The following is a 19,587-nucleotide window of genomic DNA, read 5'->3' on the forward strand; positions in this document are numbered from 1 at the left end:
CCGCCCGTCCGCCCCCCCCCGCTTAAGGAGCCCATGAAACGCCCTCGCATCCTCCACGGCCCCTCGGCGCGCCCCGGCGGCGCAGAGCGGCCCGAGCGCCCGGCGCAGCTGCGGCGCATCTTCCGGCTTTTCCGCCCCTACCGCGCCAGGCTCACCACGGTCGGCCTCCTGGTCGGCGCCTCGTCGCTGGTGTCGGTGGCCTCCCCGTTCCTGCTGCGGCAGATCCTCGACGTGGCGATCCCGCAGGGCCGCACGGGCCTGCTGGGCCTGCTGGCGCTCGGCATGATCCTCACGGCCGTCCTCAACAGCGTGTTCGGGGTCCTGCAGACGCTGATCTCCACCACCGTCGGCCAGCGCGTCATGCACGACCTGCGCACCGCCGTCTACGCCCAGCTCCAGCGGATGCCGCTCTCGTTCTTCACCCGTACGAGGACGGGCGAGGTGCAGTCGCGCATCGCCAACGACATCGGCGGCATGCAGGCCACCGTCACCTCCACGGCCACCTCGCTGGTGTCGAACCTGACCTCCGTGGTCGCCACGGTGGTCGCCATGGTCGCCCTCGACTGGCGGCTGACCGTCGTCTCGATGGTCCTGCTCCCGGTGTTCGTGTGGATCAGCCGCCGCGTCGGCAGGGAGCGCAAGCGGATCACCACGCAGCGGCAGAGGCAGATGGCGACCATGGCCGCCACCGTCACCGAGTCGCTCTCCGTCAGCGGCATCCTGCTCGGCCGGACCATGGGCAGGGCCGACTCGCTGACCAAGGCGTTCGCCGACGAGTCCGAGCAGCTGGTGGACCTGGAGGTCCGCTCCAACATGGCGGGCCGCTGGCGGATGTCGGTCATCGGGATCGTGATGGCCGCGATGCCCGCCGTCATCTACTGGGTCGCAGGACTCGTCCTGCACAGCGGCAGCGTGGCGATCTCCCTCGGCACCCTGGTCGCCTTCGTCTCCCTCCAGCAGGGCCTGTTCAGGCCCGCCGTGAGCCTGCTCGCGACCGGCGTGCAGATGCAGACCTCGCTCGCGCTGTTCGCCCGGATCTTCGAGTACCTCGATCTGCCGGTCGAGATCACCGAGCCCCGCCGCCCCACCCCGCTCGCCGACCGGCCCAGGGGTGAAGTGCGCTTCGAGGGCGTCGACTTCAGCTACGGGACCGGCGCGGGCGTCTCCCTCGTCAAGGGCGCGGCCGAGCCGGTGCGGCCCACGCTGACCGGGATCGACCTCGCCGTGCCCGCCGGTGGCAGCCTCGCCGTCGTCGGCCCCACGGGCTCGGGCAAGTCCACGCTGAGCTACCTGGTGCCGCGGCTGTACGACGTGACCCGCGGGCGCGTCACGCTCGACGGTGTGGACGTGCGCGAGCTGAGCTTCGACACGCTGGCCCGCGCGGTCGGCGTGGTCTCTCAGGAGACCTACCTCTTCCACGCGTCCGTCGCCGACAACCTGCGCTTCGCCAAGCCCGAAGCCACCGACGAGGAGATCGAGACCGCCGCGCGCGCCGCGCAGATCCACGACCACATCGCCTCGCTGCCCGACGGCTACGACACGCTGGTGGGGGAGCGCGGCTACCGCTTCTCCGGCGGCGAGAAGCAGCGGCTCGCCATCGCCCGCACCATCCTGCGCGACCCGCCCGTGCTCATCCTCGACGAGGCGACGAGTGCGCTGGACACCCGGACGGAGCACGCGGTGCAGCAGGCCATCGACGCGCTCTCGGCGGGCCGCACGACGATCACCATCGCGCACCGGCTCTCCACCGTGCGGGACGCCGACGAGATCGTCGTCCTCGACGGCGGGCGCATCGCGGAGCGCGGCACGCACCAGGAACTGGTCGCGCTCGGCGGCCGGTACGCGGCGCTGGTGCGCAGGGACGGCGGCGCGGGCCCGGCGGGCGGGACCCCGGCAGAGGGCGAGGCGGCGGACGGGGAGGCGCGCGGTACGGCCGTGATCCACGCGACCGGCCGCGCGGCGGACGCCGCAGGCGCGGCGGGCGGCGGGGCCCCGGCGGCCGTACCGGGCTGACGGCGGGGGCCTCGGGCCGACGGCGGGCCCGCGGGGGACGCGGACCGATGGCGGGGGCCCCGGGCTGAGGGTGGCGGGCCCGCGGGGGAAGCGGGTCCCGCGCCTCCCGGGAACGGCGGCAGCGACCCGTTACGGTTTCGATATGACAAAAGGGTCGTATCGCCGCCCAGGGTCGAGGCGGGGGCCACGACCGGGCCCCCGGCGCCTGCGCACCGCAAGGCCGCGCCTGACGCGGCGCGGCAGGCTCGCCCTGCTGGCCGCGGCCGTCCTCGTGCTCGGTGCCGCCTTCACCGTCCCCGTCCTGCTGCTGACCGGCGGGAACGGCGGCAGCGGACGGCCCGCCACCCTGGTCGTGCCCGAGGGGCAGCGGGCCGGCGCGGTCTACGCGTCCGTCGACAAGGCGCTCGCGGTACCGCCCGGCACCACCCGCAGGGCCGCGGCCCGCGCCCACCTCGAACTCGCGGGGCCCGCACGCGGCAACCCCGAGGGCTACCTCTTCCCGGCGACCTATCCCGTCGACGAGCACACCACACCGACGAGCCTGCTGACCTTCATGGTGGACACCGCCAACCGCACGCTCGCCGCCGACCACGTCAGGACGGGCGCGGCACACAACGGCATGACCCCCTACCAGGCGGTCACGGTGGCCAGCATCGTGCAGGCGGAGGCGGCGACCCCGGCCGACATGGGCAAGGTGGCCCGCGTCGTGCTCAACCGGCTCGCCAGGGACATGCCCCTCCAGATGGACTCCACACTGAACTACGCGCTGCACCGCTCCACCCTGGACACCACCACCGCCGACACCAGGACCGGCAGCCCGTACAACACGTACGCACACAAGGGGCTGCCGCCCACCCCCATCGGCAACCCGGGGGAGACCGCCATCAAGGCGGTCAGCGGGCCGCCGCGCGGCGACTGGCTCTACTTCGTCACGGTACGGGACGGCGACACGCGCTTCGCCACGAGCTACGCCCAACAGCAGCAGAACGTGCGGGAGTTCAACGCCAACAGGCGCAGCTGACGCACCGGCGCAGGACCCCAGGGGGGCCGCGGTCCTCAGGCCGCGGCCCCCGCCCCGTCCCGCTCGCGCGCGAGCAGCCGCCTGATGTCGCCGACCGCCGCCCGGCCCGCCCGGTTCGCGCCGATCGTGGACGCCGAGGGCCCGTACCCGACGAGGTGCACGCGGGGGTCCCGTACGGCCCTCGTCCCCTCGACCCGCACACCGCCGCCCGGCTCCCGCAGCCCGAGCGGCGCGAGATGGCCGATCGAGGGCCTGAAGCCCGTGGCCCAGAGGATCACGTCGGCGTCCACGCTCCTGCCGTCGTCCCAGGCCACACCGGACGGCGTGATCCGGTCGAACATCGGCAGCCTGTCGAGGACGCCCGCCGCCCTGGCGCGGCGCACCGCGTCGGTCAGCGGCAGCCCCGTCACGGAGACCACGCTGCGCGGCGGCAGCCCCTGCCGCACCCGCTCCTCCACCAGCGCCACCGCGGCCCGGCCCTGCTCCTCGCCGAACGGCCCCGCACGGAAGACCGGCGGGGTCCTGGTGACCCAGGTGGTCGAGGCGGCGAGCGGCGCGATCTCCATCAGGTGCTGCGTGCCCGAGGCGCCGCCGCCGACCACCACGACCCGCAGCCCGGCGAACTCCTCGGGCCCCGCGTACCGCGCGGTGTGCAACTGGCGGCCGAGGAAGGAGTCCTGCCCCGGGTAGCGCGGCACGAACGGCCGGTCCCAGGTGCCCGTGGCGCTGATCAGCGCGCGCGTCAGCAGCACCCCCGCGGAGGTCTCGACCCGCAGCCGCCCGCCGGGCCCCTCCCGTACCGCGGGCACGTCCACCGGCCGGTGCACCCGGATGCCGAAACGCCGCTCGTACGCGGCGAAGTACCCGGACACGACCTCGGACGAGGGCAGCAGCGCCTCGGCCCGGCCCGTCTCCAGCTCCATCCCCGGCAGCGCGTGCATGCCGTGGACCCTGCCGTACGTCAGCGAGGGCCACCGGAACTGCCAGGCGCCGCCCGGCCCCGGCGCGTGGTCCACCACGACGGTGTCGCGCTCCGGCACGAAACCCCTACGGGCCAGGTGGTACGCGCTCGACAGGCCGGCCTGCCCGGCCCCCACCACCACGACGTCCACCGCACGCCCACCGAATCCGTTCACGCCAGGGGAACGCCGCGGCGGGCATCCCTCTTCCCCACGGGGAAAGATGGAGACCATGCCGGACACCTTCACCACCAAGACCCTGCACATCACGAGCGGCGGCCGCGAGACCGTCACCGACCTCACGGCCGACTGCGAGCGCTTCCTGCGCGAGGCCGCCGCGGGCCGCAGTGGCCTGCTGAACGTCTTCGTCCCGCACGCCACCGCGGGCATCGCCCTCATCGAGACGGGCGCGGGCAGCGACACCGACCTGCTGGCGGCCCTGCGCGACCTGCTCCCCGCCGACGACCGCTGGCAGCACCGCCACGGCACTCCCGGCCACGGCCGCGACCACGTCCTGCCCGCCCTCGTCCCGCCCCACGCCACCCTCCCCGTCATCGAGGGCCACCTGGAACTCGGCACGTGGCAGTCGGTCTGCCTCGTCGAGTCGAGGGTTAGCAACTTAGACAACTCGAGTCCCTGGTTCAACTGAATCCTCAAACTGCATGTCAGCCGCTGCCGAGTAGGACCGCGACACGGCGACCGCGGGCAGGGTTCTCACCGTTCAGGCTGCCGTGCGAGGACATCGTTCAGCCGCGCACTGAGTGTGGGCAGAACCTGTGCGTAGAGGGTTTCGTGTTCACACCCCTCACCCCCGTTGGCGGCGATCTCCGCGGCAAGTTCCCGCAGCGCCAGGGGGCCCTCCAGAGCGAGTTCGGAGGCGAGCTCGCGGTTCTTCTCGAGCTTGCTGGGCTCCTGCTTGTACTTGGGGCCGGCTCGGTACAGCTCGACGTCCATGCCCACGGGAGTGACGTGGCGTTCGATGCGTTCGGTGAGGTTGTGGATGATGCGGATACCGTGGGCGTCCAGGTCCTGCCAGGCGGCAACGGGCAGTGGGGTCATGGTGCGAAGGAATTCGACGAGTCCATCGGTGGCGTATCCGGCGCCCCAGATGCACAGCCAGTGGTCGACGATCTCGGGGATCTTGCAGACCTGTTGGAAGGCGTCCTCGTTCTCGACGAGGACGATACCGTCGGCGTCGCAGTCGATCATTCCCAGGACTCGGAGACCGCGGGCGGGCAGGCCAAGCCAGGGACGGCAGGCGGCCGCGTCGGCGACGACGGAGCCGACGCGCCATTGGAGCGGCCCGCGGATGCGCAGTTCGGTGTCCGTCTCTTCGACGGCCCGGTCGAAGGGCCTGCCGATCAGGTTGGCGAAGGCCTGCCGGCGGGAGGCGGTCCAGGCGCTCTTGGTGTTGCGCAGTGCGTTGCCGGCCAGGGCCTTGGCGGTGATGGGTTGGGGGCCGTCGTGCGCGGGCCACCAAAAGCATGCGGCGCGCACGGCGATCTCGTAGACGCGCCAGTCCCCGGTCCCGCTCGTGCTGGAGGCCGGTACCTGCAGAGTCCGTCCGGGCGGCGTCCCCTCCAGCAGTTCCCGTTCGTCGGCCAGTTCCGGAACCTGCGCCATTGCCTCGATCAGTTCGGCATGGAGCGCCAGGGCGTCGGGGCGGCCGCGGAGCTCGTCGAGCTTGTCCTCGCGGACGTCCTCCCAGATCTCGGTCAGCCGCCACAGCCGCGGTGCGTAGCGGACGGCCCGTTCGACGCGGCACCGCAGGGTGATGGCCCCGCACTGGATCAGCGCGGCGGTCACGTCCCAGGCCCGGTCGCCGAAGTCGCCCTCGATCGTGGCCCACCGTTTGTGGTCGCCCGTGGTGAGCACCTTGATCAAGTCGCGTGTGCTCAGGCCTGGGGGAGGTGCGTAGCCGTTCACGGGGGCTGCAGCGACGAGATCCACTTCTCGGGTGTTGACGCGGCCCTTGCGGTCCCGGGGGACCCGGACATCCGGGAGGTGGTCCTCGGTGCGGGTGACACGGGGAACGGTGACGGCGATGACGCCAGCCGGCAGCCCGGGCAGGGGGACGGGCTCGCGGCCGTGCGTCTCTCCGATGAGGAGAGGGAACCGCAGCGCACCGGCCTCGCGTTCAGACATGCGGGCGTCCTGCCGTGAGCCAATCGGCGGTCAGTTCGACGCGCCCCGTGTCGGCGTCGTAGGCCCAGGCGGAGGTGGGCTGGTTGTAGACGTTCGACGCGGAGGCATGAGTGAACCACAACAGCTCGTCGCACACGTCGGCGGCATCGGTCAGCACGCTGTCCTGACAGGTGCCCAGGATCGTGATGCGTCGCCGCGCCGCGACGTCCCGCAGGGAGGCCAGCAGGTCCTTGCGGTTGTTCTCGCCCAGGCTGTTGCCCAGCTCGTCCAGAATCAGCACCCGCCCCTGGGGCTCAGAATCGGCGAGCAGCGCGGCCAGGACCAACTGCACGGCATACACCTTCACCTGGGCACTATTGGCGTTCTCCCGGTAGGAGATAAACCTGCTGTAGGGCGAGCGTTTCCAGCGGGGTGTCACCTCCCAACGCCACGGGCGCGGCCCGTCGGGCCGCACGCTGAGCACCTCCAGTGCGGCGCCGTGCCCGCCCGTGCGCTGCTGGTCGAGCTGGTTGAAGGCCTGGTCGATCTGCTTGAACAGGCCGTCGAGATGCTGCTCGATCATGTCTTGCAGGGTGGTGAGCTGCTGGGCGTTCTCCGCGACCCCGGCGACGAGCTCGTCCCAGGCGCCCTGCCGGAGCGCGCGTTCGGCCTCGATCAGGGCGGCGGTAACGCGGTCCATGTCGGCCTGGCCGTCGAGCCGGATCCGCAAGGGGGCCGCTGCGTCCTCGAACCCGACTGTGGGCAGCGCGGCTGGGTCCTGCGCGGCCAGGTCGTGGCACAGCCGCATGCCGTGCAGTAGGTCTTCGTGCATGTCGGCAGGCTGGCCCTCGCGCAGCCCGTAGCGTTCGTAGGCGAGACGCAGCCGGGCCTCGGCTGCACGATGCAGGAGCCCGGGGCGGGGCGATCGTCCCTCGAGCGAGGCCAGTTCGGCGGCGGCCTGCTCAAGGTTGCCGCCCCACCGGGAATGCCAGGCCTCCACCTTCAGACGCCCGCGATCCCGTTCGAGCGCGGCGACCGCTTGGTCGGCCGCCCGCGCGGCCTCCGCCGCCGCCCGGGCCTTCAACGCGGCCGTCTTCACCTTCTCCGCGTGGCTGGTCGCCAGATCTCTCGCCTTTTCGTAGGCGGCCAGCTTCTGTGCCACGTCATCGACAGCCTCTCCCATGGCCTCGACGACAGAGGTGAGTTGTTTGTCGAGTTCCATCTCGCGTTCTTGCAGCTCGTCCAGCTGCTGCATCGCTTCCGCCGCCCGGTGCTCGCCCTCGGTGAGTACCCGTGCTGCCCGCTTCTCCCGCTGGACGCCCTGCGCGGACTCGACGTCGCCGATGCGGGCCTCCAGGTCCTGTTGGGCGCGCTGTAGCCGCAGGGCCCGCCCGGCCAGCGGGTCGGCGAACCCGCCGACCACCGTCAGGCGCAGGCGATCGTCGCGCGCCCCGGACGGGCAGGACAGCACCGCGAGGCGCTGCTCGAGGGCGGTGAGGAAACTGGAGATGCAACGATCGCTGCTCACACCGTCGAACATGGCGGTCGGGGCACCGGCAGGATCGCCGACGACGACCAGAGCTCCGGGCAGCGAACGCAGGGCCTCCAGTGCCTCGTCCGCCTGTCCCGCGTCCACCACCACGGCGTCGCGCCACGGGCTCAGCCGGGGCTCCCAGATTGGGCGTGCCGCCTCGGACAGATGCAGCTGGTCCAGCAGTCCCACGGCGCCGATGCCCACGGTCTCCAGGACGGCGATGGCGGCACCGGCCTGCCCGTGCCGGCCCTGCTCGACCTCGGCCAGCACCCGCTCGGCGGCCTTCATCGTCTCCTGTGCATCCTGCAGGTCCCGGCCGGCGGTGAACTCCCGGCCCCGGGCAGCCTCCAGCTGCTGCCGGGCCGTGTCGACGGGTGTGCCCTGCCATCCTTCTGCTTGTGGCAGAAGTTTCGTCCGTTGCCCCTTCAGGTCCTCCTTGCGGGTCTCCAGCTGGGTGCGCTGGCGTTCCGCCTGCCGCAGCAGGTCCTGGGCGTCTGACCAGGTCTGTCGGGCCACTCCTGCTGCCTCGGACAGACCGGTGGCCGCGCGGAGCGAATCCAGGCCGTCCCGGGTGCCCTGGGCGTCCTCCTGGCACTGCGCGGCCGTCTTACGCAGCCCGCCGCCCTTGGCCACGAGCTCCCGGTCTGCTTCGGTGGCCCGTACGTAGCAGGCCGCGACGTACTGCCGCCATTGCGAATGCCCCTCCTCCAGGGCCAGCCGGGCCGCGTCCCGGGCACGCACGCCCGACAGGACGGTCTCGTCCGCGGTGTCCGCCTCCTCGTTCTCCTTGCGGATCTGAGCCATGCGCACTTGGCGGTCCAGCGCCTGCCCGCGCAGCGTTTCCTCCTGCTCCAGCAGCTCGGTCATTCCCGACAGCGCGATCAGCGAGGCGCCGATCGCCTCCGGTTCCATCTCGGACAGCTGCTGGCTCAGCAGCGACGGCACGGCCGGACGCAGTGCTGTATCGAGATAGGTCAGACACCGAGGGGCGTTGCCGTACAGTTCCCCAGCCATCCGGCGAGCCGATACCACTCCGCCGCCCAGCTCGCGCCACAACGCGTCGGCCTGCTGCGTGCGCTCGGTGTGGGTGGCCCCGTCGGCCAAATGCAGTCCCCGCGCCCACTTGGCCTGCACGTAGGGCGCGGTGGTCGCGATCCGAACCCACACCGTCAGGGCGCTCGCAGGAGCACGGTCCGGCTCGGCGAAGACCCCGATCACATAGCCATGCGGTGCGGCCGACGCCTGCTGGGCCCGGTCCACCCCTGCGGCATCAGGCTTGAAGAGGATCTCGCTGGCATACCGGCCGCCATTGGACTCGAATCGCCACTGCGGATCAGCCAGCAGTACGGAGACCGCGATGAGGAACGAGGTCTTGCCGGAGCCGTTGGAGTCCTCGCGCGGCCCCATGCCAGACACCGCGATGAACCCCTCCGGCACCACCGGCACCGCGTGCGTGGTCAGCCGTGCGATGTCGAAGGTCTGCAGGGCGACCAGATGTCGGCCCCCGACGACCCCGCGCTCATCCAGACCGGGCAGTGCCTCAACCACCGCTCGCCTCCCTGCCGTTGCTCCGAACCTCGCCGGGCCCCTCCCGGCGACGCTGGATGGACTCGGCCAGCGCCCCGTGCGGGTCCGCCAGCAGCACCAGCTCCTCGAACAGCCTTGTCTCGATCCGGGGCGTCAGCCGCAGGAACTGGTGCCCGAGCAACAGCCCCGGCCGGCCCGAGCGCACCAGATCGGCGTCGGCCAGTCGCCTCAGGGCAGCGTCCAGGACCCCGTCGGAGACGGCGGCCTCCCGCAACCGCTCCTTGCGCACCGGCTCGCCCTGCGTCCACAACGTCCCCGGGAGCACCGCACCGGACGCCCGTGGGATGACCACGGAGAACAGGACGACCAGCGTCAGCACTGCGCGGTCCTCGACGGGCAGGACACCGAGCCCCTCCCGCACCAGCCGCCCGCGGATTTTATCGTCGTAGCCGGACAAATAACCGGGGCCGACTGCCAGGAGAGTCCGGCCCGCCGAGGCCAGCATGCTCTCGACTACCATCCGCAGCGGCGTCTCGGCCAACGCCCGGTAGCCGGAGGCGGGCACCGGCAGCATCGACGTCTCCACCGCGTACACCGCGGCCTGCACATCCGCTTGGCGCTGCGGCGACAACGCCTCCAACAACCCTGTATTCACGCCGCTACCCTTCTCCGATATGAGGCAGCACCGGATAGCCGCGGCGCAGCTCGTCCACGTCCCGCTCCGGCCAGGCCGCCACCACCGGCCCCAGCCGCACCATGCCGTCCCCGGCGTCTGCGGCTAGATACCCGCACGCCCGCAACACCCGCAGCGCTTTGCGGTACGGGGCCGTCATCGCAAACTGTGCGATGCCCGTACGCACCGTTATCGCATCGGGCGGCACGACCGCGGCGAGCACGTCCTCCTCGGCCGCAGCTGTGCCGGGGTAGGGGGCGTGTTCCACATCCGTCCAACACGCCCGCAGGCACGCCCCCAGCATCAGCAGCACCGACGGCGAAGCCTCCCGGTGCGTGCCGCCCCGCTCTTGGCCGACCCCGGCCAGCTCAACATCCTGCCCCCACGCCACCAAAAGCCCTGCGGCACCGTCGACCGCAGCGAGGGCGACCAGTCTCCGCTCCACAGCCTCCGCCGCACGGCCCAGGTGCTGCAGTACGTATGCCTCGTCCGGCACCAGAACCACCCGCAGGGCCCGCGCCCGGGCCAGCAGGTATGCGTCGTCACCGCTCATCGGTGTCTTCCGGCAGGGTCTGTGACAGCTCATCGACGGCGGACGTGTCCTGCGGGACACGGAACAGCGACACCGGAGACGCGTACGTCACCGGTCCGGCCGGATCGATCGCGAGCCCGCCGGACACCTCCACCATGAACGGCACTGACGGGTCAGCCGAGGCACGCAGAACTCGGGCGAGCATCGTGACAGCCGCCCTCCACGACCGGCCCCGCAGCGCCTGCGTCAGGTCCGCTTCGTCCCGCCCGCCGATCAGCAACTCCATCGCGGCCAGACGCTGTTCCCGCAGTGCAGCGGCACGCGCCCGCGCCGTCTCGACCGGATCGGGCCCCGGCGCCGGCTCCGGTGGGGGAGCGGCCCGCCTCCGTGGAGCGGGCGGACGGTGCTTCTCGGCCGCCTCCAAAATCCCCGCTGGCGACACCTGCATTGCGGGCGGATCGAACACCACCTCCGAGAACACACGGGCCAGCGCCGCCATCGACGACGTCAGTGCAGCCGTCCGATACTGCTCCGCCGGGAGCATGCTGAAGTCCCGCCGCGTAGTGGCCTGGGCCAGCAGCCGGTCATAGAACTCGTCGACGGCCGCGGAGTAGCGCAGCGCTTCCCGGATCAGGTGTGTCCCATCCGCCCGCAGCCCTGGAAAGCCGCGGGACACCATCTCCACCAACTGCCGGGCGTTGACCATCAGCGCCGCCTTCGCACGATGATGATGACGCTGCCCGAGCAGCTCCTCGATCGGGCGGGATCGGACGCGTCGCAGCAGGTAGTCCGTGGTAATACGCAAGTCGCGCCGCACACGCCTGAGCCTGCGCACCAGCTCCTTCTCGTCCAGTACTCCGTCGGCCACATCCCGCTGCGTCCGGTCAAGAAGAGTCATGATCTCCTCCACCCCACCGGCCTCGGCGAGACGCTCGAAGACAAGCAGCGCGGCGCCGCTGGTGGGATTGAACACGTAGCGGCCCTCGTGTGCCTTCTCCCGCACCCGCTCCAGCAGCCGCAGCGCGACGAACACCCCGAACCGCTGCTCGAACGCTTCCGGACCAGCCACCGCAGAGCAGGCCGCCTCGAGCTCGGAACGCGTCAAGCCTCGCTCGGACGACAGATCACCAAACGCGTCGTGGATGGCCTCGGCGATCCGCAACGACGTGGCGTCCTCTACCACCGCACCGCGAGATGCCGCGACAGGAGCGATGAAAGGAGGCAACTGTGCCTGCAAGTCATCCTCAGGATGCGAACCGGAGAACAGGTCCGGCCCCTCTTGCCCGCGCATACCGGCCAAGCGTCCCCCCATGGTGCGTCAGCAACTCCCCACTACCGACATTACGCCCCACCTGCTGCTCCAGAGCCTGAAGCACAACACCGGTCACAGCCTGGCCAATTCTCGCCCCTCCGGCTGCACGCCGTTCCGGCGTGGACCGAGATGCTGTCCTTCACGAGCAAGTCCGGAGCGGGACACCTCTGCCCAGGCGTAGGTGTCCCGAACTTCTCCACGACCACAGGGAAGGCGTTCATTAGCATCGAGCGGCCTTCAGCATCGAGCGGCCTTCGACCTGGCTCTGTAGGGCAACGGGTGCCGGGAAGATTGCGGCGAGCGCGACAGCGTCCATGAGGTGCTTCGTTGCCACACCTCACCCGTGGATTACCGATACGCCCAACAGCAATTCTGTACCTAAAGCTGAGGACAAGCGGGCATTGGTCGTGTCACCGAGGCCGAAAGAGATCGAATGCCTCGTGAGTTTCGCGACCGCCCCTTCGCTTATTGGTCCACCACATCACCAACCCTGCCAGGGCGGGTATCGCCACGGCGGTGGCGCCATCGGGGAGGCCGACAGCCACCGCGCCACCTGTCACGGCAACGATGCCGCCCACCATGAGGGTGAGCTGCCATCCCTCACGATGCCGGACTGCCGTCAGTCCTTCCAGGTCGTTCTCCGGCAGCAGTGCCCCCAAGTGGCCGTCGGAGTAGCGCTCGCCGATGGTGATCAGCATCTCCGCGATCCGCTTCAGCGCCTCGTCGCAGTCGGGCCCGTCAAGGCGTCGGGCTTCCTTCCTGAGGGCGGCCGCGACAAGTCCCGCGTGCTGTTGTAGGGCCATTCTTCGGTCCTTTACCGCACGCTGGCTCCGTCTGGGCCAGCGTCGCCAGGCATTCAGTACGGTCCGTTCCGCGTTCAGTAGTGCCCGTTCTGCCATTTCGGCAGCTGACGGCCCCCAAGGAGTCCTCGGCGTCGTATAGGCAACCCCGCAACGGTTGGCTGCGTAGGCGAGCGCCGCGGTTGATCGGAATCTGCGCTCCAACGTCGCAGCCCACACCAGGGAATTGATCAACCGCTGCAGTGGGTGTGTCCACTGGGGAGGCTCCAGGCGGCGGTGGACCTCGGCATTGGGCGCCCATCGGAACAGCCCGTACAAGATCAAGACGATGAAGATCCATCTCATCGCAAGGTGGCGAAGAAATTCGAGAGCGAGACCGGGGTGATGCCACAGCGAGATTGACTTGAGCCTCAGCCATGGTGCCGTGTCGACGATGGCGTTCCCCGAGAGCGATGCGAGGCTCGCATGATCAAACGGGTACTCGGTGGCGACCAGAAGCACGACGAACCACAACGCGAACGCCATCCGCAAGCACCACTTGCGGAACGGAAACCACAAAGCAGCGCTGAACGCCCACGCCTGTACGCCGTCTGCGACGGCTCTTGGTATCTGCCAGCCGGCCTGCATCCCGTTGAGCGACTGCTGCACGTCGGACAGCATCGCGCGGCTGTGGCGCCGTCGTGCGCTGTCGAACCCTTCCTGGAAGCCGCGACGGTGCGCTTCCAGCCTGGCGCGAACCTCGGTGGCCCGGCTGCGTATCCGTGTGATCACGGGTGCACAGCTTGGCAGCTTGTGTTGCGCGGCGTCATGTGAATTCACCTACTCGCAGTGTCAGTGGTCGCCGCCATACTCAGAAGATGCGCAACTGACTTTCAGGCGCATGTCCAGCAGTCCTCGACCGAGTAGGGACCAATTGACACCCGAGAGCGACGCGGTACCTGACCGCGACCCGTACCTTCTGGCGCAGATGCGAGAGGCCTTCGGGCGCGTGGTCTTCAGCCACAAGACTTATGAGACGCAAGCGGACATCTGCTTCACCAAGCACCGGTGGCAGCAGGGTGTCCCCATTGCTCTCACCGCGATCAGCTCGGGCACCTTCCTGGCGGCGGTGGTCGGCCTGCTCGGCAACGCAGTGCTCACGAGCCTCGTGACCTCTTCTATCGCGCTCCTGGTCAGCTGGATGAGCCTTGGGACGAAGACCTTCAAGTTCGAGGAGGAGTCCGAGGCCCACCGCGGCATCGCCTCTCGGCTGTGGGAGGTCCGAGAGTTCTACATTTCCCTCATTGCCGGCCTGATGTCCGGCACCCTCTCCAACGCGGAAGGCCGGGAGCGGCGGGACGAGCTGCAGCAGGCCGCGCGCCCCGGCCGCGTGGTCGAGCGCGATGCCGACCGTCCCGAAGGGCAGGTCGTCGGCAGGCTCGTACACGAACGCCAGTATCGGCACGCGCTTCGTTTCCGATTTCCCCCGGGGCATACCCGACACTTCGGCCTACCGGGACGTCGGATCTCTTCTACGCGGTTGGCAGGCAGGCTGCCAGCATCGCGCTGTGCGCAGCGGCCGACGGTTTTCGGGCCGTCCCCACATCTGAGATCTTGCGCCTACGGCAGCCGAGTGCGCCCGGCTTCCGTAGGCGTGATACTTTATCATGTCCGGCCTGTGGTTCTCGATCGGCGGCTGGCCGACTGATCCTCGGCGCGCTTAGGCCTTCATTAGTCGGTCGCTTGGAGAAGTCGTGCCGCACGGTCGGGATCGAGGTCCCATTGCAGGGTGATGGCTATCATGCTTTCCATCTGCAGATAGTCCTCTGTTGTACGGCCGACTGCTCCTTGAGCGATGGCGCTTGCGAGGTTGGCTACGTCAGAGTTTTCGACGGATGGGTTCTCAGTGATCTCGCTCTCGACCCGACGAGCAAGGGTGTCGAGGAAGTCGAGAGTCATACTGATGACCGGATCCCCCTGGCGGAGGCCCGCGATCACGAGGCGTGCCTGCTGGAAATGCTTCACCGCCTCGTCGGCGGTCTTCTGGTGTCTCGGGTCCGTGTCCCGCAGGGTCGCGAGGTGAGCCAGGCCGGAGAGGCACTGGAGGGCCTGGTGGGCGGCGATGGCAGCATCGGCGAAAGGAGTCGGGTGTGCCTTGGGAAGGTCGGCGCTCCAAGTGTCGAACAGGTCGAATCCCGGCCACGGAGTCGTCTGAAGCTGTCGCGCCAAAAGCCTTACCGGCTTGCCGTCGCAGAGAGGAACGAGCAGGACAGACCTACGGCTGCCCTGGGTGCCTGGATCGTGTTTCAGGAGCGAGCACAGCTGCTCCACTGCCGCTGGCCACTGGATGAGTTCGACGAGCTCTACGCCCACTGCGAGTTCCACGGCGGGCCACTCCGTTGAGTCTGGCTCGGAGATGGGTCTGGTGTACAGGCTGACATGGAGCCCTGCTGACCTGGCATGAGACTGGAGTTTCAGAGGCACGGTCTCTGCCCGCACACCGGCAGCTCGGCGGGCGAGGTCTGCTGCTCGACCGAGTGCCTGTGCGGAGGGCCCTGACCGCGCCGTGGCTGTGAGTTTCCTAGGTTCGAGAGTGCCCCAGGCGAGTTCGGCCAGAACTGCGTGCAAGTCGGAGAGCGTGCTCACAAGGTGATCGAGGACATCCGGAGGCTCCTGGCCGATGAGGTCCCAGCGCTCCTCATCCCGTACCTGCAAGGCGAGGTGCGTCAGGGAGTCGCCCACGTAGCTGGCTAGCGCTGCGTACCCCTTGGGGTCTACGAGCCTTGCCGTGAGGTTCTCGGCAATTCCGTTCATGAGCTGTTGCAGGTGGTCGGCTCCACCTCCTGGCACGTCATCGCCGACAGGCAGCGTGGACAGAAAGGAAGTGTCGACGGGGAGCGTCAGTGAGGCGGCCCAACTCTGTAGCGCTGCCTGCGCCGTGCGCAGGTCCTCGGCATCCTTGGGCCGACCACGACCGACGCACCAGATCCGGGTCAGATGCGTCAGATACCGGTGAAGCACGGGGAGTGAAGAGGCTGCGGTCGCGGCTCGGGTGGTCCAGTCGGCTTGGCCAGCCACCATTGCACCGATCAACGCGCGCGTGCGTGTCCACGCCATCGAGGCGGAGGGTCTATCGAACTGCCGCTTCAGGCGGCTGACTCCGCTGGTGAAGTCACCGATGGTGAGGGGTAGGCCGCCGGGCGTCAGATTCTGGACGTCGACACTGTCGCACTGTGGAAGACAGCGCAGCAGCAGCCGCCCGAGCTCTCTGACCTCTCGTTCCGCGTCCGGCCGCGCCTGATCCGACACGAGAAGCAGGCGGGCGAACGCGACCCGGCTGCCCTCACGATTGACGACGGACGCCTCAGTGATCCACGGCGAATGGGCCGTAATGGCCCGTAGCACGTGCTCCTCTCCACCCGCGATCTTCAACAGCTTTTCGGCCAGGGGGACCGACGCCGCCCAGGCGGTGGAAAGAATGTCTCCCAGGAGATCGACCGGTGCATTGGCGAGCAGTTGACTGAACGGGGAACCGGAGAGGGTTGCCGGCCAATCCGTGAGATCCAGAGCCGTCCCGGCAAGGACGGCGAGCAACCGCTGAGATTCGACCGGCTCCCCGCACTCCGACAGGAGGAGGCTGATGGCTGCCGTGCCGAGTCGCTCCGCGAGTCTGTCGCGCAGTGGCGAACCGGACGAATCGGCTGCCCGGATCTCAGTGATGGCCGCAGCGATCTCGGGTTTGAGCTGTGGCAGCAACTCTCCGTCCACGAGCGCGAACTGGATGGTGGTGCGGCGCAACGCGGGTGGGATCCGGTGCCGGTCGAGGATTCGGAGCCAGGCGGCCGCGATGCGGTTGACGTCGACCAGGCGAAGAGCTTGCAGAACGCCGATGGTCGCCTCCACCGAGGGGCGGTTGGCGAGTCGGACTGCGATCTGGTCCAGTACGACGGAATCCAGCTCGGGGTGGTCGGCGAGGACGCCGGCGATGAACGGCTGAAGCTGTGAGTCTGCCAGCATGTGCATCACTGCGAGTACGGTCTCGTCCAAGACCGGCGGTGGAATCGCGTGCACGGCGTCGGCAAGGTGTGCCGAGCGAAGCTGGTGCAGCCCGGACAGCCGTCCGCTCCGCTCGTGAATGAGGTGCTCATCAGCCAGGCGGGACAGCGCTATGCGGAGGTCCGTGTTTCCCAGCTCCAGCTGCTGCTGAAGTGCTCGTACGGGCAGATCGACGCCCCAACGGTGGGCGATCGAAATCCTGGCCAGGATTTCGATCTCTGTCTCTCGCCCTTCGATGACTCGCCGTTCGACCTGCTCGGACAGGAGATCCGAGAGCCTTCGCCCGCGGGTGAGGAGGTGAGTGAACTCCAGGGTCAATCCGTTTGCCGCGTTGTACGCCTCTCGCCAATGCGCAGCCGCCGTGGCTCCGGTAGCCAACAGCCCGGCGTGAATCTGCTCAGCGACCTCCTCATCGAGGGTCACCTTGATCTGGGTACAGTCGGCCCGGCTTTGAAGGGGCAGCAGGTCCTCGCTCCGGACCGAGCCCAGGAGCAGGACACCAGGGATAGGGGCGAGCTCGCGGTACAGGACATCCCACGCCTCGGCCGCTCCGATGCCGATGCCGTCAACGACGAATCCGACCGGAGAACGGACCGAGGGCTGCAACGCCTTCGCCAGCCTCACCAGAGGGACAGCGTCGTCGGCCTGCAGCCGCCTGATGCGATGCCAGAGCACATGCCTGGTCACGTAGGCGGCCGTCCACATCACGGTGGACTTGCCGATACCAGAGGGGCCGGTCACGAGGACGCTCTGACCTCGATGGATCGCGTCTGCTGCCTGCCCGGTTAGGGTCGGGCGAGGAGCCGGAAGACCGGCAGCGATGTGGCCAGGCTGCACGTCGATGCCTTCGTGGAAGCCGGCTGACGAGAGCGGTCGGTCGAAGTCCACCGGCTCGCAGAGGCCAGTGGTCAGTGCCTCCTCCAGTGATGCGTGGTCGATCGTTTCAGCGACCTCGATTGCCATCCGTGCAATATTCGTTCGACTCAGCCCTGCTGCTCCCTGCAGGCTTGTCTCAGCGTTGGCATCGGCCTGACGTGCGACGGCGCTGCGTAGAGCCAGGACGACTGTCTCCGCAGCTGCCGGTATCAGCCCGAGTCGATGGGCTACAGCGCTGCGGGTGTCCTCGGCGGCGGCACGCCAAGGCAAGACGTAGAGACTGGCGGCATTGCACCATGCGTCGATGCCGTCCTTGCTCAGGCCGGCCTTGGCGGCATTGGCGTTGAACGCCTGTAGTAATCGGTGGCCTTGCGGGAGGTCACTCAGGGGAGCGCCCCACTGGGTGAGCCATTCACCTTCGATCGGCCGCTCTAGCACAAGAAGGGACCGGCCTGCCACACCTGCCTTGATGCGCTTCGTGTGTGCTAGCGCCATGGTGACAAGATGCCCAGCAACTTCCGGAGCGGTGAAGTCGCCCATCCGTTCCTGGCGGGACTTCACTTGCACGTGCCAGGGCGTCGGCCCCTCACATGAGAGGTCTTCCAGGCCTTCGGGGACGATGCGATCGGCATCGAGTGCACCGGAGATGACGCGGCCGCACAGCCAGGCCCCGACAGCGTCCTGATAGTGGAACCCACGTCCGGCCCGTGCTCCCGACCGCGTGGTTGCCCACAAGGTCTCCCCGGGACCGCCGCCCAGTTCGTTTGGCTGAGCGGGGACAGAAGACTTGACCCTGCTGTGCTGTCCTCTGCTCTTGCTGGTCATCCGAGAAGCATTGCAGACCCAGCTGGGAGGCCGTGCGGCTTCCCAGCTACAGCCGGTCACGCTTCTTGAAGATCACGTGCAGGCTTGCACAGGCCACCGCCGCGCTGGCACCAGGGTGAGGGGGGAAGAGGAGGGGTGTGGAACCGTAGCCCTAGGGAGACTGCCGTCGGAATCATAGGGTGTGGGTTGTCTTAACGGAGTTTGGTGGAGTCGAGGGTCAGCAACTTAGATAACTCGGGGGCAGTGCAGTCCCCGGTCGAGCTGCAGCCGTCGAGCTGCGCCCCGGCGGATCGCAGCGGCTGTTCCTCGCCGAGATCGAGGAGGCCGAGGACGAGCACCATGTCCAGCTGACGGTGCAGGCGTTTCGCGACATCCAGGCTGGCCGCCTGCCCGCTGGCCCCGGCGCACGGAGCCTGATCGAGGCCTTCGCCCACGTGGATGCGGAACTCAAGGAAGCAGCCGGTCCCACCCCAAGGTCCTCGCGAACGACGCCCACCTGGAGAGCCTCCTACGCAAGCAGGCCCAGACCCTGCACGTCGGGCCGGCCACCTTCTGCTGGTTCCGTGACCCGACCAAAGCACTGTGCCTCCGGCTCGCCGGGACCCCTGACGCCACGAAGTCGTTAGTGGGCATGTGCGACTCGGCTCGGTGCCCGCAGGCCACACACCATCCCTGCCACAGGCCGGTGTGGGCGGGGCAAGCCGAGTCGCTCACGGTGTTCATCGATAGCCCGCGGGTGTCGCCGGGCGAGCGCAAGCGGCTGATCCCCGAGCGCGAGCGTGCCCTGCGCGTGGTCGCCGAAGTCGATACCCCGGTGCTGGAAGGGACGGTGTAACGTGCCGCGGCTCAACGCTCACGACAAGGCCGATTTGGAGACGCTCGCCCTGCTCTCGGGCGTGACCCGCACTGGCTTCTACGCGAAACGGAACCGTGACGACACAAGTCGGCCGGGCGCCTAACAGCATCTGGCCGAGGAATTCACCTCCCGCGTCCAGGCGCTGCAGGACGCTGGCGAGATCGTCGATCCCCGCGCCGGGCAGCTCGAACGGTTGAAGAAGGAGAATGCCGAGCTGAGGGACCGGGTGTCCCGGCGAGACAGCGAACTGGCGAAGCTGACCGAGTTCAGGGTGCTAGCGATCTCGCGGTTGGCTGCCCAGCACGACGAGATCGAACGGCTGCGCTCACAGCTGACACGGCAGACCGAAGCGGGTGATGTGGTCACCCGCCTCACGTTGAGGGAGACCCCGTTCGGATCGTGCAGTTGACTCAGGCCTCTCCCCAAGCTCCTTGCGGGTGCGCTGGACGAATTCATGGACAGTCTGCTCACGTCGCCACGGGGCGAGCTCGGTGGTGAAC

Annotated in this window: 13 protein-coding genes; 4 read left to right on the top strand and 9 right to left on the bottom strand. The window is 69.1% G+C overall.

From position 1 onward, the window contains the following. Window positions 1–33: 33 nt before the first annotated feature. Together AB0910_RS10665 and mltG are read left to right on the top strand one after the other, a co-directional pair. The gene (locus AB0910_RS10665; protein ID WP_366744176.1) at window positions 34–2,013 is read left to right on the top strand and encodes an ABC transporter ATP-binding protein; all 1,980 of its coding nucleotides are present in this window, start codon (window positions 34–36) and stop codon (window positions 2,011–2,013) included. A 142-nt stretch (window positions 2,014–2,155) separates the two neighbouring features. Continuing rightward, window positions 2,156–3,034 carry an endolytic transglycosylase MltG gene (gene mltG / locus AB0910_RS10670; RefSeq protein WP_366744177.1) on the top strand — a complete coding sequence of 293 codons (879 nt, stop codon included), beginning with the start codon at window positions 2,156–2,158 and terminating at the stop codon, window positions 3,032–3,034. A 35-nt stretch (window positions 3,035–3,069) separates the two neighbouring features. On the opposite strand, the gene AB0910_RS10675 is transcribed toward mltG, so the two are convergent. After that, window positions 3,070–4,170 carry an FAD-dependent oxidoreductase gene (locus AB0910_RS10675; protein WP_366744178.1) on the bottom strand — a complete coding sequence of 367 codons (1,101 nt, stop codon included), beginning with the start codon at window positions 4,168–4,170 and terminating at the stop codon, window positions 3,070–3,072. A gap of 55 nt (window positions 4,171–4,225) precedes the next feature. On the opposite strand from AB0910_RS10675, the gene AB0910_RS10680 reads away from it, so the two are divergent. Then, on the top strand, window positions 4,226–4,642 hold the full coding sequence (locus AB0910_RS10680) for a YjbQ family protein (RefSeq protein WP_366744179.1): 417 nt from the start codon (window positions 4,226–4,228) through the stop codon (window positions 4,640–4,642). A 65-nt stretch (window positions 4,643–4,707) separates the two neighbouring features. Here AB0910_RS10680 and AB0910_RS10685 read toward each other — a convergent pair whose 3' ends face one another. The 6 genes from AB0910_RS10685 to AB0910_RS10710 form a co-directional block, all read right to left on the bottom strand. Next, window positions 4,708–6,138: a Wadjet anti-phage system protein JetD domain-containing protein gene (locus tag AB0910_RS10685; protein WP_366744180.1), complete on the bottom strand. Its 1,431-nt coding sequence runs from the start codon at window positions 6,136–6,138 to the stop codon at window positions 4,708–4,710. Further along, window positions 6,131–9,199: a hypothetical protein gene (locus tag AB0910_RS10690; protein WP_366744181.1), complete on the bottom strand. Its 3,069-nt coding sequence runs from the start codon at window positions 9,197–9,199 to the stop codon at window positions 6,131–6,133. The genes AB0910_RS10685 and AB0910_RS10690 overlap by 8 nt, the downstream gene beginning before the upstream one ends. Further along, window positions 9,192–9,833, bottom strand: coding sequence for a hypothetical protein (locus tag AB0910_RS10695; protein WP_366744182.1), 642 nt, complete (start codon window positions 9,831–9,833; stop codon window positions 9,192–9,194). Before AB0910_RS10695 ends, AB0910_RS10690 begins: the two co-directional genes overlap by 8 nt. A gap of 4 nt (window positions 9,834–9,837) precedes the next feature. Then, on the bottom strand, window positions 9,838–10,404 hold the full coding sequence (locus AB0910_RS10700) for a hypothetical protein (RefSeq protein WP_366744183.1): 567 nt from the start codon (window positions 10,402–10,404) through the stop codon (window positions 9,838–9,840). Then, complete coding sequence (locus AB0910_RS10705; protein ID WP_366744184.1) at window positions 10,394–11,674, bottom strand: hypothetical protein; 1,281 nt, start codon at window positions 11,672–11,674, stop codon at window positions 10,394–10,396. The genes AB0910_RS10700 and AB0910_RS10705 overlap by 11 nt, the downstream gene beginning before the upstream one ends. Before the next feature lie 431 nt (window positions 11,675–12,105). Next, on the bottom strand, window positions 12,106–13,314 hold the full coding sequence (locus AB0910_RS10710) for a hypothetical protein (RefSeq protein ID WP_366744185.1): 1,209 nt from the start codon (window positions 13,312–13,314) through the stop codon (window positions 12,106–12,108). A gap of 94 nt (window positions 13,315–13,408) precedes the next feature. On the opposite strand from AB0910_RS10710, the gene AB0910_RS10715 reads away from it, so the two are divergent. Beyond that, window positions 13,409–14,182 (top strand): SLATT domain-containing protein, encoded by a 774-nt coding sequence (locus AB0910_RS10715; RefSeq protein ID WP_366744186.1) that lies wholly within the window; start codon window positions 13,409–13,411, stop codon window positions 14,180–14,182. A gap of 23 nt (window positions 14,183–14,205) precedes the next feature. On the opposite strand, the gene AB0910_RS10720 is transcribed toward AB0910_RS10715, so the two are convergent. Both AB0910_RS10720 and AB0910_RS10725 read right to left on the bottom strand, forming a co-directional pair. After that, on the bottom strand, window positions 14,206–18,231 hold the full coding sequence (locus AB0910_RS10720) for a hypothetical protein (RefSeq protein WP_366744187.1): 4,026 nt from the start codon (window positions 18,229–18,231) through the stop codon (window positions 14,206–14,208). A gap of 191 nt (window positions 18,232–18,422) precedes the next feature. Then, window positions 18,423–18,665, bottom strand: coding sequence for a hypothetical protein (locus AB0910_RS10725; protein ID WP_366744188.1), 243 nt, complete (start codon window positions 18,663–18,665; stop codon window positions 18,423–18,425). Between the last annotated feature and the right edge of the window lie 922 nt (window positions 18,666–19,587).

This window comes from Streptomyces sp. NPDC047002 (assembly GCF_040704505.1).
Classification (GTDB): domain Bacteria; phylum Actinomycetota; class Actinomycetes; order Streptomycetales; family Streptomycetaceae; genus Streptomyces.